Source organism: Fortiea sp. LEGE XX443, assembly GCF_015206815.1.
Lineage (GTDB): Bacteria > Cyanobacteriota > Cyanobacteriia > Cyanobacteriales > Nostocaceae > Nostoc_B.
In genome coordinates, this window is the sequence record NZ_JADEXZ010000005.1 from 84,273 (window position 1) to 98,179 (window position 13,907).

Sequence of the window (13,907 nt, forward strand, 5' to 3'; positions counted from 1 at the left end):
ACTAAACTGTATTGCAAGATACCCGACTTCTTTAAGAAGTCGGGTATCTGAGTTACTCAATTTTTACAGATTAAATATTAAATTTTACTTTAAATACTGGTTATTACAATATTCTAAAGTTGATTTAACAGCAAAAACTTCTACTTCTACTGGTTTTTCGGAAGTTGCATTGATGAGAAACTCACTAGCACCAACATGAGGCTTTTGAGGATTTCCCCAATCGTAGGTATAACCTAAACCTGTCCAAGGATAATATTCTTTTTTGTCATTTTCATAAGAGTTTTTATAGATATCATACAGAATAAAACTACTTTTAGGCACAGGTACAGGTAGAACTTTGCAATTAGAATCATTAATTTCTGGGTCAATACATGGTCTAGTTAAATCTTCTGCTTTTACCCACATTTCTACAAAGTGTGTTTTATTAGAATTTCGATTTAAAATTAAACCTAAATATTGCTGCAACCTCAGCGCCAGCATAATATTTCCAGGTATATTAATACCAGTACCTTTGCAATTTTGGCAAAATTCTTGAACTTGGGGAAATACAGTTAACCAAGTTTGATTATCTATCTTTTTTTTGCCTACTGGCCAATCTTGGCTAGGATTTTTGACATACTTCCAACTCACCATCAAAAATTCTGTTTTACCGTTTATTTCCCTTGTTTTAATTTTTGAATTAAGATTTGATAGCGCCCAAAGATTATTTACAGCCTTATCTGCACTTGGTTTTTTAGCATTTTCAATAGATGCGTCTAACTGTTTTTTCAGAATTTTGTAACTTTCCGGTTTATTTTGCTCTAAATATTCATTGACATTGAAGTTTGTTTGAGACTACGCCAATACTTGTTTTTGCAAGTTTGGCAAATCTTGAAAGGGAATTGCTGTAGCAGATAAACCCAACGCAGTCAAATTTAAAAATATGTGTTGATTAATTTTTTGCATCACCAATTTCCTGCTAATTGATAGCAATAATTTTTGTCAAAATCAAGTTTGAGTCCGATTTTATAGCCCTATTTGCTAAACACGCCACTAAATTTAAATTTTGTAACTTTATTGAGGCGTTGCATAATTGCGGCATGATTTTGGAATTTGCATGAACAATCATCACCGTGTCAATTTCAATCATCTTATTATTCAGCAACCCCTAAATAGTTGGGTTGAGCAGCATCTGAGGTCTGAGCAACAATAATCTATGTTCCGCAAAGATTATATCCTTTCATTAAGGAAAGGTTCCAAACTGCGTAAATTATTGCACAATAAAACTACGGGTTTTTCTTAAAAGTCCCCTTACTCGCAAATTAAAAAATAGTCTTTGGTGTGGTTTGGGTAGTGTTAAGACACAACTAGACTTACTTAACTATATGAACATTGTGAGGTGAAAATATGGATGCTAACAGACTCCTGGATCTATATGCAGCAGGAGAACGGGAATTTATTGGTGCAAATCTGCATCAAGTCAATCTTTGCGGTGCTAATTTGATGGGTGCAAACTTTGCTGAAGCTGACTTAAGTGGAGCCGATTTAAGTCAAGCTAACTTGAGTGGATGTAACCTCAGCCGAGCTAATCTAACTGATGCAGACATAAGTGGCGCTAAACTGAGTGGTGCAAATTTGAGTGAAGTAAACTTAATAGGCGCAGATTTGATTAGGGCTAACTTAGAAGAAACCAATATGAGTCGCGCAGATTTGCGAAGTGCTAATTTATTACTAGCAAACCTGCTGAGTGCTAATCTCAGTGAAGCGGAAATGAGTGGTGCAGACTTCAGCGGTGCTAATCTCAAGAAAGCAAATTTGATTGCAAGTAACATTAATGAAGCAGAAATTAGTGGCGCTGATTTCACAAAAGCGATCGTTACTGAATATGAGATGACTGGCAAAGTGCTGCACATAGGCTTATCTCATAAATGGGTGACTTGGGCTGGTTGTTACTGATGAGTACAGGATGCAATAGGGACACAACAGCAATTGTGTCCCTAAAAATTGAATTTTTGTCTACAACAGCTAAAATTAGGCGATCGCTCAGAAAATTTTAATAAACTAAAGGTCTAGCACCACTCATCTGACGTAAGGAATTGATGCAAGCTGGACAGTCACAACCAAATAAGGTAACTGCCATATCACTTTCTTGATCACTGAACTCTAGCATTGGCACATCCTCTTGAGAAAACTCTACCTCAGCTTGTTCGGTGGGGATTTGCGCTAGTACAGAAGCTCTAGCACACACTAAACCAACTTTATGCTTATTTCGGATACAAGATAAACGGTCTTCTGTGCTTTTTGCCTCTGGTTCAATTGCTTGTGCTTGATTCACCATAACTGTCATAGACAGAACAGAACTAATCAATACAGGGGTAGAAAGTAAGCTTAGTATAATTTTGTTCATCGGTTTCCTTAAAAAACAGTCCTGACGGCTCAAAATACTTCGATTAAATCTTACATCTATCATGAATGTCCATCAGGAGTTTATGTTTCCCAAATAAATATGTTCTCAAACAATAATATTTTGCCACTATTACGCTTTGTTTGGGAGTGATTGTTTGTTCATCAGCCATTTATTCTACGTATATATACAGAAAACATGATGACTATTTTCTTATGGCTGATTCCTGCATAACTGTTTTCCTTAAATAAAAAATTTCAAAGCTGACTCCCTAGTTATTTTAATCAAAACAAAATAAAAAGTCCGCAGGTGCGGACTTTAGTTAGGCTTTCTGTCACTGTTATTGGCTACAATCATGTATCATGATGCTTTTATTTTTCCTGATTTTCTAATATTAATCAAGGCTAATAAATTACGTCTTTAGACATAAAAACATGAGTTTTATCTTTTATTTTTAATAAATTACAACTCAGAAAAAAATATTTAAATAATTTTATTGGCATTAAGACTTTATAAATAAAAAGCATAATATATTAGTGCATTTCGAGAAAATATTAGTAACACCTTAAGAGTTATTGTCAATATTTTTAGGACGTAAATCACATATTTAAGTCTATATCAAAGTAACAGGTCATGGCTTTTTAAATTATAAATAAAGTAAAGGTGGTCAGGTTACAAGCCCTAGGAGTTCCCAGTCCTAGGGTTTTACTTTGTTTTTTATTAATCTCAAATCATGTATGAACAATTTTATATAATATTGATTCCTTAGTTGAAAAATTAGTTTTTTTCAACTATTCTTCAGATGGATTAAATTTATAAATAATCAATTTAAATTATGAAATATAAAACAAAGAGCGTTAAGAATTCTGGGTGCAGCTACCTTAATGAGCAACCAAAAAACAACACACAGAGTAAATATAAATATAATTTTTACTCTGTGTTTATTTGTTGTTATGGAAGCAGAAATTTATTCTCTAACATCTGTGGCAAATTTAGTCCTAGACTACAATAGGTGAATTGTAGCTAAAAATACTAGATATTAAATTTCAGCGCCAGCTTTAGGTTCGGCACCCATTGGAGAAACATAATCACGAAAAAGATTCATTTGCTGTTCAAAAGATAATTCTTTGATTTTGTTCAGCAGTGTTTCAGCTTGTGATGTAAGGTGATAATCAGCAGGTGCAGGAATAATTACATTGCTGTCCATACCTTGAGATAAGCGATACCAAAATAGTAGCTTGGTAGTATCGCTCAAAGAACCATATTCGCGTCCAATTTGAGTGTCTGCTTTATTAATCAAGTCGCGCTGAATTTGTAGTTGTTGTTCTTGACTCAATCCTTTGACTTGATTAAATAAACCTTCAGCAATCTCTGGAGAAACTGTACTTGCACCAGGAGCCGCAGGAGTAACAGAGCCACCCATTTCTTGATAGATGAACCAGAACAAAGCTAGTTGTTGATCTACATCTAATTTTTGCCATGATTGGACACATTCACGAATGGTGGGATCACTAGTTTGAGTGTAGGTCATAACGAATTTATTGGTGGTTAATAATCGCCACTGGCCACTTTATCAAACACACATTTAGTGTTTAACCCCACTGAGGACAGAAGTAGCTCAAGTATTCTCTGGTTGATAAATATACCAATAGATATAACTTAAATTGGAAAGAACCCTGATTTTTCTAAAAAATCAGAGTTGTTCCAGATGGTCAAATTTTATAACCAGTTACCTACTAAAACGTAAGGAGACCAATAGTAAGGATGCTGGTATTGAGGATCTTTTAAAAGGGCGATTTGAGCGCGTTTCAAGGCTTCTGATTTACCAACTTGACTATTGGCAAACTGTTTATAAAACTCGCCCATGAGAATTGCAGTAGCTTCATCGTCTACATTCCATAATGTTGCTAGTGTACTGCGCGCTCCGGAACGGAGTGCAAATCCGGCAATCCCCAAGCCAGCGCGTTTATCTCCACTAGCGGTTTGACAAGCACTTAAAACTAGTAGCTCGATCGCAGTTCGTTGGCTTGTCTGTCTGGTTTGTAATAAAGAACTCAACTCGTTAACGTTGACGCGATCGCTTGCTAAGGTCAAGTCTGTCTCATCAGAATCTTTCCACGTCAAAATGAATGTGTCTTCGGCTTTGGAACCAAACTGACCGTGGGTTGCTAGGTGAACCACTGGCGCAGCAAATGATTTCACTGTTTGTTCTAAGGCTGTTTTGGTGAATTGACGGTCTACTAATACCCGTGTTGGTACTTCTGCTTTAATTTTGTCGATTTCGTCTTGAACTCTGGGTAGTCCCTCGAAAGTTCCTAGTGCTGCTGTAATTCCAGCCACAATGGTGCGTGGTTTTTCTTTCGCCAAAGAACGGGTAGGTAAAAGGTGTAATCCTGGCGTGAGTGCAATGTTATAGCCTTTCTCAATTAGATATTGCTTGCCATCATACAATGCTGCCATCGGCACACTCCGCAGCGACCCATCTAAGACAAAAACTAAGTTTTTAACTTTGTATTCTTGCAACTGGGGTTCGATATCTTTCAGCAGCAAGTTATAAATTTTTTGAGAAACCTGCAAGTATTCACGAGTTGAGCGTGTCACCAGTTTTGCCCGTAGTTCTCTGACAGTCTCATCTACTTGCTGTTCAGAAATCTTAACTGGTTGGAGGCGTAATAACAAGTTCTTTTGGTCGTTGTTTGACTTGTTAGGTAGGGAGACGATCACCTCCAAGCGATCGCGCAGGATAATGGGATAAATCACTGCGGCTGTGCGATCAATTTCGTCAATCTGCACAGGTTTAGCATCTAAACAAGCTTTGCGGAAGAAGTTGTCTAACTCGGCTAACTGGAGTGACTCAATCACATCCCTAGCAGTTTTGAGTTTGTCTTGATTGGGTGAATTTTGCAGCAGCAAACTCACAAGTTCTCGATAGACAGGTTCAACTCCCTCTTGAAAAGAAAACTGCACCTCGCGATTGATAGCCACTAAATCATTACGTAATAACTTGAGGATATTCACGGCTTTGGTGTAAGAGGCGATCGCACCTGGTTCGTTGCGTTGCAAATTACCGTCCGCCTTGAGAATTCGTCCTAATTGCCAATGCCAACGATAGGCAATATCAGCTGCATTGATACCTTCAGCCATTTTTAGCGCTTGCTGAGTTAGCTGCTGTGCTTCTGACCACTGCTGGGTTTGCTCGTACAAGTTACCTAATGTCCCTAACGCATAAGCTTCCGCACGGGTATCTTTGAGGGTTTTGGCTTGGTTAACGGCGGTAGCGACAATTTGGGCGATCGCTTTCCATTCCAAATTAGTTCTAGCTGATTGAGCAGTTTCCAAGTTTTTTACATCAGTTGAGCGATCATCTGCTAATATTTCGTTTTTGGGACAATTAGCATTGATTGCTATCTTGGAAGTCTCAGTCAACTGTTTAAAACAAGTCAGACTTTGAGCAAAGTTAATCCGCGCATAAATGGTTTTGCGGCTGGTTGGTGCAACATTCAATTCTTGCTGAATTTCCGGCCACAAGCTTTGTACTTGGTTCCATTTTTTCTGATCCATGAACAGGCGCATCTGATTGAGTTGTGCCTGTACTCTAGTTAAGGGTGATTTGGCAACAGCCGCTTTTGCGTAATAATCTAAAGCCTCAGCAATTCTCTGGCTTTGCTCTTGAGGATTTTCGCCTAAACTCAATGCTTGGGCCGTGTTCCCTAAACTCAAATGAATTTCGGGAACCAATTGAGGATACACTTGCTCTGCTATGGACAAACTCTGCTCTAATACCTGTTGAGAGCCAAGTTGGTCTATTTGTTTCACCTTGGTATCTTCTTGATTTAAATCACCCACTACCCGCAAAGTATTACCCAAATTCAGCAATCCTGTGGCTTTGAGAGGAGAAAGTGGTTGTTTTTGTAGTAATTGATTTACCTGAATTAAGGTGATTTTGGCGCGGCGATATAGTCCCAAGGCTTGCAATGCCTGAGTTTGATTTAGTTGGCTGCCAATCTTCCCGGCATCATCACCCATTTTGCTATAGATAGCTGTTGCTCGCTCCCAACTGGTTAATGCTTCTTGGGAGTGTCCTGATGCCAGTTGCACTTGTCCTTGAGTGTTGAGGGCTTGGGCAAGTATGGATAAATACTCTTGAGAATCTTTTTGAGCAATGATGTGTAATAATGCCAAACTGTCTGCGATCGCCTTAGCGGCTTGGGGTAATTGCCCAATTTGCTGATCAGCCAATGCCAGATAATTTAATGCTAGGGCTTGATTGAGATGATCTCGTTGAGTTTGAAAGCCTCCAGCCGCTTGTTGGAAAAGCTTTGCCGCTTCCGCAAACTTTTCTGATTGGTAAAGTTGAATACCCTGTTCTAAAAGTTGTAGCGGATTTGCCGATCGCAGAGTATCCGCTACAGGTGCAGTCATATTTTGGATAGCAACTTGGTAAGAGTTGGGTATTAGGGCAACTGGGTTAGTAATTTGAGATAGTGTCGCTAAAAAAATAAATGCAGACATAGGATGAGCAGCTCCCACTGGCAAAGGCTGGTGATTTAATTCGTAATTCGTATATTATTCATACTTCATACTTTTTAAAACGGTTGATTATAAACTACAGAAAAATACAGACCATTTTCTTGCAGGGTGTTATTGCGAGAATTGGCATCAATTAAGGGAATACCCCAATCAAAGCGGGCGTTGATGCGATCGCTTTGCCACAGTAATCCCAACCCGACAGCGGCGAGGCTACTGGGGTCGGGGTCGGCGCGATTGGAATTGTTGTAAGTAGTACCAAAATCAACAAATGGTGTCAGTTGTAATACACCTCCTAATTGAGGGGCGCGAAGAATGGGGTAGCGTAACTCAGCAGACGCAAAAAAAGCATTATCTGTCAATAGCAAATCTTGGCGATAGCCCCGCACGGTTTGTTGACCTCCTAAACCAAACTGTTCTAATGGTACTAATGCCCTGTCTGCTAATTGAGCATCCGTACGTAGTAAGAGTAATGTATCAGGAGCTAAAAGGCGTACCCACTGTGCTTGTCCGCGCCAAGAGAAAAATCTGCTATCTGGTGGTGCGCCGCTGTTGGTAGCATCAAAGGCATCTAAGCCAAAACTAAATTGCGATCGCGCGGCAAATACCTCTCGGCTATTGCGTTGTGTCCAATCTTGAAAAAACCGCAGCACTGACAGGCGCGTTTGTCCATCGACAGATCCTGGCGAAGGAAAGGGAATGCGTTCACCAGCCAAGGTTTCTAAATAACCAATGTCACTGTTGCGTCGATTGGCTGTAATCCCCAAGGCAAATTCTGTGGTTGGGGTTTGGATTAGCGGTTGGCGAAATGTCACAGCAAAGTCTTGGGATCTACCTTCAATATCTAAAATATCGAAGGGTTCTTCAACTACATTACTAGAGGTATAGTTATATTGAAACTGCACTGTCCCATTGTAGGCATTGACTGGTAATGTGTAGCTGACATCAACATCATTGCTGCCATCGGTGTTGCTATAAGAAATGGAAAGTCCGTCACCTAAACCTAACAAGTTGGCTTGGGTGAGTTGAATTTGTCGTTGAAAACTGCCAATACTAGGAACTCGATTATTGTTTAAACCGACTTGGGCATTGAATGTTTTGGCTTCTGATACCTTGATATCTATCACACTACTTCCAGGGCGGGAACCCGCAGCCAACTCCGCTGAGATATTTTGAATTAAGGGGTTAAGTTGAAGTAGTTGCAGTGCTTGGAGTAATTTATTAACGTTGAGGGGTTTACCTGTAGCTACGGCGATGCGACTACGCACATAGTGTGGATTGAGCCGTTTTAGTCCTCTAACTTCGATACTTTCAACGCTACCTTCAATTACCTGAATTCTAACAACACTACCTCTAGCTTTGAAAGTTTGATCAGATGGAATAAATGCCCCAGAGGAAATGTAACCTTTATCTGTATAGAACTTTGTCACGGCATCACTTACTCGCAGCAGTTCTGCAAAGGTGATGGGTTTACCAGTAAATTCTTTGGTAACTGCTGCTAATTCTTCGCGGCTAAATACAGTACTACCGACTACCTCAAAGCGGTCTACTTGAATAGTGTCTAGTACACCACTGGGGACTGTTTCCGGCGTAGGAGTAGTTTCTGGCGGAGTTCGGAATAAATCTTCTGGAGGTGGTAGGGTGGGAGTCTCTGGTTGAGCAGGTTGGGGTAGCTGCGGCCGGGGCAATATATCTGGCGATGGTAGATTGGGCGTGGTTTGAGCCTGTGTGACTGGATTAGTGTTCCCAGTCTGCGCTATGGCAGAACTTGGATATAAATTGCCGAGAAACCAGGATGTGAGGATCAGGAGACTGAGCGATCGCCTACGATATTTCAGACTCAAACAATATTCAGCGGGCATGGCAGGTAGATGTAAACCAGGATGTGTTATTTGTTGTGGGAGCATGAGCAATCAGTGTGACTTCGCCTTTGTTAAATATCCAGCCAGTAGCAGGAATCTTGGATGGCACATCAACCGCTTTTGGTAATTTTGCTGTAAACGTTCTGGATTGATGCCGTTGTGCTGTAGTATTTAGTATCCGTGTATCTGACCAAACTACTTCACCACTGAAAGGCTCATTAGGACTGGCAGGTAGCCCTCCACGTCCGGTGACGGTAAATTGACTACCTTGAGAACTATCAAAAGCAGTACAACCTTGATCAACAATTTGGGAAGGGTCGATGACATTAGTCGATAAAGCTATAACACCGCGACTGGGGTCAACATCAGGGGTATTGATATTGACCACACCATTAATGCCAAACTCAGAACTCGCAGTGATATCACTTTCAGGTGTATCAAACGGTCGGCTCTGAAGGCCAAACAAGTTTTGTGCTGTAATATCAATTCTGCCGCCACTGCCTGTAAAAGCGTTAGCAGTAATGTCGCTATTTTCTGAGGGGATAGCGACAATAAAGCCATTAGGGATTTTGATTGAGATATTACCGCCATCACCACCAGATGCGTTTGTACCAGCAGTAGTAGAAATTGTACTACCACGACGTAAAAGTAATAAGTCAGCAATGTTCAATGTGATATTACCGCCGTTACCTGATAAAGTCTGTGCGACAAGCCTGCCACCATCCAGTTGTACCAAACCAGAGGTAATATCTAGGTTGCCCGCAGGTGCTGTTGCTCCAACACTGCTAACTGAGATTTGTGACCCATTCTGCACACGTAAAAGATCAGCAGCCTTGATAATTACATTTCCCCCCTCGCCAGTTCCCAAAGTAGCTGCGGATACTTCCGCTCCATCCAAGACGCGCAATATAGGAGTTGTAACCCTCACCTCTCCTGCGTCTCCTGTGCTTTGAGTTTGAGTAAAGAAGCCACTGGGAAATCTATTATCTGATGAGCGTCCAATCAGTTCCACTAATTTGGTAGCATTTACAGTTAAGCTGCCACCGTTACCGCTACCTAAAGTACCGGCTGAAACTTGTGCGCCATCAAAAACCTGGAATGTGGCGGTAGTAATTGTTAAGTCGCCTGCGTTTCCTGTAGCTTGGCTTTCGGCTTGATTAAACAAACCACTGGCAAATTCACCATTAACAGAACGTCCAATTAATGTGACGGATGTCGTCGCATCCACAGTCAAATTTCCTCCATTACCTGCGCCCAATGTCCCGACTGAGACTTGTGCGCCATCAAAAATCTGGAGTATGGGGGTAGTAATCGTTAAATTGCCTGCGTTTCCTGTAGCTTGGCTTTCAGCTTGAGCAAACAAGCCACTAGCAAATCTGCCATTTTGTGAGCGACCTATGAGTTGGGTTGATTCGGCTGCATTCACAGTCAAGTTGCCAGCATTACCTGCGCCCAATGTACCTGCTGAGACTTGTGCGCCATCCAATACTCGCAGTACAGAAGTAGTAATTGTTAAATCTCCTCCGTCTCCTGAACCTTGAGTTTGTGCAAACAAACCACTGGCAACTACACCATCTTGTGAGCGACTTATGAGTTGGGTTGATTCGGTAGCATTCACAGTCAAATTGCCAGCGTTGCCTGCACCCAATGTACTTACTATGACTTGTGCGCCATCCAATACTCGCAGTACAGGAGTAGTAATTGTTAAATTTCCAGCATCACCGGTGGCTTGGCTTTCAGTTTGAGCTAATAAACGGCTATCTCTACCCACCAATTCCACAGATTGGGAAGCAATCACATTCAAATCGCCGCCATCACCAAATCCCAAAGTACCGACTGAAATTTGTCCCCTATTTTGGATGAGTAACTCACCAGTATTAATTGTTAGATTACCCCCATTGCTTGCACCTACTTCTCGGCTTTCTGTTTGGGTAAACAAGCGGCTACCGCTACCAGTTACTTGCAGCAATTGGGAGGTGTTGATATTTAGATCCCCGCCTTTGCGAAAACCTGTTGTCGAAGATACAACTTCTGACCCATCTTGGATGAGCAATCTAGGGGTGGTAATCGTCAAATTTCCAGATGTGGCTGTACCTTCATTGAGAGTAAACAAACGATTACCAGCACCAATCAACTGCACTGATTCTGAAGCATTGACTGTCAAGCCTTCACCACTGCCATTGCCAAAAATCCCTACTTGAATCAGTGAATTATCAAGCAGCGTTAAGTTAGCGCCCTGTACTTGGATACTGCCACTCAAATTGCCGATTGTAGTGACCGTAGCTTGTTGTTCTAAATTGATATCTTGAAAGCTTTCTACACTGTTATAGCCAAGAGCGTAGCCTGTGGGTATTGATGTCAACCTCACCATGCTATTACCCGCAACACTTCCTAGTTCAATCCTTCCGTTAGGTGCGCTGAGAATCCCTCCGGCTAAGGTTACATCACCACCTACTAGTGCCAAGGTTTTTTCTGGTTGCACCTGTAGTCCAATTAGCTGACCTAGACTGTTAGATGTTCTTGATTGATTCTCTATACTTCCGGAATTGGGGTTCAATTGCAAGCCAATGGGAACGCTGACAGTTAATAAGGGTGCAGCATCAGGATTAGTGGCGCTAAACTGCACACCGTCTTGGAATATGACACTATTTGCTGTGCTGGCAATAAATGAACCGCCAATACTCAATCTGGCATTCGGGCCAAATACAATTCCTTGGGGATTGATGAGAAAGAGGTTTGCTGTGCCGTTGGCGCGAATTGTGCCTTGAATGTCAGATGGTATGGAACCTGTCACCCTACTAATGATGTTCTGCACTGTTGTAGCATTGTTGAAAAAAGCTTCACCACCTGTGGGTACAGAAAATTCATTAAAGCTATGAAATAGATTTGTGCCTTGTGTTGCTCCGCCGTCGATTTGGAAATTGGGGTTGTTGTTGATTACTTGTGTTCGTTGACCGAGTGGTAGGCGAGTATCACCTGTGATTTGTTGAGCTAAAGCCAGGGGCGTACATGCACAAGCGATCGCCCCAAATCCAGTTAAACTACTTGCCAGCTTTAACCACATATGCACCCATACCTCAAAAATTGACCTATTTCAGTATCTACTTTTAGGAAGATTTAAGTGCTTTCACTAAAAATACACACCCAAAAATTACTACAGTGAATTTATTAGCTGATTTTAACAGTATATTTGCCTAAGTAATATTTCTTTTTGATTATTTTCTTGCAACTCTCTAAGTATGTAGTGGGTTTTGAACACCAATCATCTTACCGCCTGCTTCTTATACCAATTCGTAATTCGTAATGACGCTCGCGGACTCGCTAACGCTGCGCTAACGTAATTCGTAATTAAGAAACTCTGATTTGGTCTGGGTTGTGGGGTTTGAATGTGTTGCCTAATTTTAGAGAATTGGTATTACGTGATTGAAAGGCAAAAAGATATCAATTTAGATAAAATATTGCTATGATAGTAGATGGTGAGTCCGGCGACATAGCCAAGTGGTAAGGCAGAGGTCTGCAAAACCTCCATCCCCCGGTTCAAATCCGGGTGTCGCCTTTCAGGATGTACATTAACTAATTATTTGTCAATAAATAGAAGTCAGAATTCAGAAGACTCCACAGATCGCCCACAACTTCAAAATCCTCCATAAACAACCCAAAAATCCTAGTCGTACAATAAACTAATAAAGTACGTAACAGACATTTACGTGCATTTTTTACATTTTTGAGGAATTTATGACCGCAACTTCTCCCCGATTAAAGCACGAGGTTAAAGACCTCGCCCTCGCTCCCTTGGGAAGACAGCGCATTGAATGGGCTGGACGGGAAATGCCAGTTTTACGGCAAATCCGCGATCGCTTTGCTCAAGAAAAACCTTTTGCTGGGCTTCGCCTTGTGGCTTGCGCCCACATCACAACTGAAACAGCACATCTAGCCATTGCGCTCAAAGCTGGTGGTGCAGATGCAGTTTTGATTGCTAGTAACCCCTTATCGACACAAGATGACGTAGCTGCTAGTCTCGTTGTCGATCATGAAATTCCCGTCTTTGCAATCAAAGGCGAAGATAACGAAACATATAGCCGCCACGTCCAAATTGCTTTAGATCACCGTCCTAACATCATTATTGATGATGGTAGTGATGTGGTTGCTACCTTAGTTCAGCAACGCCAACATCAAATTGCTGATTTAATTGGCACTACAGAAGAAACCACAACCGGAATTGTGCGGCTACGTGCCATGTTTAAAGATGGCGTTCTCACCTTCCCAGCGGTGAACGTCAATGACGCAGACACCAAACACTTCTTTGATAATCGCTACGGTACAGGACAATCAACCCTGGATGGCATTATCCGCGCTACAAATATTCTGCTGGCTGGTAAAACCATTGTTGTCGCTGGTTATGGCTGGTGCGGTAAAGGTACAGCATTACGCGCTCGTGGTTTAGGTGCTAACATTATTGTCACCGAAATCGACCCCATCAAAGCCATTGAAGCGGTTATGGATGGCTTCCGCGTTCTCCCGATGGCTGAAGCCGCATCCCAAGGTGATTTGTTTATTACCGTGACTGGTAACAAGCACGTCATTCGCGGTGAGCATTTTGATGTGATGAAAGATGGTGCGATCGTTTGTAACTCTGGTCACTTTGATATCGAACTTGACCTGAAATACTTAGCTAGTCAAGCTCAAGAAATTAAGCAAGTACGCCCCTTTACAGAACAATATCAACTGAAGAGTGGTAAGTCAGTAATTGTTTTGGGTGAAGGACGCTTAGTAAACCTCGCCGCTGCGGAAGGACATCCCAGCGCAGTGATGGATATGAGCTTTGCGAATCAAGCGCTGGCTTGCGAATACCTGGTGAAGAACCAAGGTAAATTGGAACCTGGTTTGCACTCAATTCCTACTGAGGTAGATCAAGAAATTGCTCGGTTGAAATTGGAAGCTATCGGCATTCATATCGATACCCTAACAGCAGATCAAGTTGAGTACATCAACTCTTGGACTACTGGAACTTAACCTCAGTATGAGAGTTTAAGCGATAGGATATATTGACGGGATAGGTTTGCCTATCCCGTTTTGGTAAATATAAATAGACTTATTGGATAAATTATTGATTTGCCTCACGCATTCGTCGTTAG

The 13,907-nt window shown here is 41.4% G+C and carries 8 protein-coding genes and 1 tRNA gene; 3 read left to right on the forward strand and 6 right to left on the reverse strand.

What is annotated here, in order from left to right:
• Window positions 1-84 precede the first annotated feature (84 nt).
• Window positions 85-633 carry a hypothetical protein gene (locus tag IQ259_RS27725; protein WP_339383948.1) on the reverse strand — a complete coding sequence of 183 codons (549 nt, stop codon included), beginning with the start codon at window positions 631-633 and terminating at the stop codon, window positions 85-87.
• Between the two features lie 753 nt (window positions 634-1,386).
• Here IQ259_RS27725 and IQ259_RS03905 point away from each other — a divergent pair.
• Window positions 1,387-1,935: a pentapeptide repeat-containing protein gene (locus IQ259_RS03905; RefSeq protein ID WP_193881108.1), complete on the forward strand. Its 549-nt coding sequence runs from the start codon at window positions 1,387-1,389 to the stop codon at window positions 1,933-1,935.
• A gap of 97 nt (window positions 1,936-2,032) precedes the next feature.
• On the opposite strand, the gene IQ259_RS03910 is transcribed toward IQ259_RS03905, so the two are convergent.
• The 5 genes from IQ259_RS03910 to IQ259_RS03930 all read right to left on the reverse strand — a co-directional run bounded on the left by IQ259_RS03910 (window position 2,033) and on the right by IQ259_RS03930 (window position 11,836).
• Window positions 2,033-2,386, reverse strand: a complete 354-nt coding sequence (locus tag IQ259_RS03910) for a hypothetical protein (RefSeq protein WP_193881111.1) — start codon at window positions 2,384-2,386, stop codon at window positions 2,033-2,035.
• 1,036 nt (window positions 2,387-3,422) lie between these two features.
• Complete coding sequence (locus tag IQ259_RS03915; protein WP_193881114.1) at window positions 3,423-3,914, reverse strand: orange carotenoid protein N-terminal domain-containing protein; 492 nt, start codon at window positions 3,912-3,914, stop codon at window positions 3,423-3,425.
• Between the two features lie 188 nt (window positions 3,915-4,102).
• On the reverse strand, window positions 4,103-6,895 hold the full coding sequence (locus IQ259_RS03920) for a CHAT domain-containing protein (RefSeq protein ID WP_193881117.1): 2,793 nt from the start codon (window positions 6,893-6,895) through the stop codon (window positions 4,103-4,105).
• A gap of 74 nt (window positions 6,896-6,969) precedes the next feature.
• Window positions 6,970-8,772, reverse strand: a complete 1,803-nt coding sequence (locus IQ259_RS03925; protein ID WP_193881273.1) for a ShlB/FhaC/HecB family hemolysin secretion/activation protein — start codon at window positions 8,770-8,772, stop codon at window positions 6,970-6,972.
• Window positions 8,762-11,836, reverse strand: coding sequence for an S-layer family protein (locus tag IQ259_RS03930; protein WP_193881120.1), 3,075 nt, complete (start codon window positions 11,834-11,836; stop codon window positions 8,762-8,764). The genes IQ259_RS03925 and IQ259_RS03930 overlap by 11 nt, the downstream gene beginning before the upstream one ends.
• Before the next feature lie 420 nt (window positions 11,837-12,256).
• Here IQ259_RS03930 and IQ259_RS03935 point away from each other — a divergent pair.
• Window positions 12,257-12,328: transfer RNA gene (locus IQ259_RS03935), tRNA-Cys, on the forward strand.
• Between the two features lie 179 nt (window positions 12,329-12,507).
• Window positions 12,508-13,785, forward strand: coding sequence for an adenosylhomocysteinase (gene ahcY, locus IQ259_RS03940; protein WP_193881123.1), 1,278 nt, complete (start codon window positions 12,508-12,510; stop codon window positions 13,783-13,785).
• Window positions 13,786-13,907: the final 122 nt, after the last annotated feature.

Excerpts from the sequence above, each read along its gene's own strand:
- IQ259_RS27725 (WP_339383948.1), bottom strand. The coding sequence starts at position 633 with ATGGTGAGTTGGAAGTATGTCAAAAATCCTAGCCAAGATTGGCCAGTA.
- IQ259_RS03905 (WP_193881108.1), top strand. The coding sequence starts at position 1,387 with ATGGATGCTAACAGACTCCTGGATCTATATGCAGCAGGAGAACGGGAA.
- IQ259_RS03910 (WP_193881111.1), bottom strand. The coding sequence starts at position 2,386 with ATGAACAAAATTATACTAAGCTTACTTTCTACCCCTGTATTGATTAGT.
- IQ259_RS03915 (WP_193881114.1), bottom strand. The coding sequence starts at position 3,914 with ATGACCTACACTCAAACTAGTGATCCCACCATTCGTGAATGTGTCCAA.
- IQ259_RS03920 (WP_193881117.1), bottom strand. The coding sequence starts at position 6,895 with ATGTCTGCATTTATTTTTTTAGCGACACTATCTCAAATTACTAACCCA.
- IQ259_RS03925 (WP_193881273.1), bottom strand. The coding sequence starts at position 8,772 with ATGCCCGCTGAATATTGTTTGAGTCTGAAATATCGTAGGCGATCGCTC.
- IQ259_RS03930 (WP_193881120.1), bottom strand. The coding sequence starts at position 11,836 with ATGTGGTTAAAGCTGGCAAGTAGTTTAACTGGATTTGGGGCGATCGCT.
- ahcY (WP_193881123.1), top strand. The coding sequence starts at position 12,508 with ATGACCGCAACTTCTCCCCGATTAAAGCACGAGGTTAAAGACCTCGCC.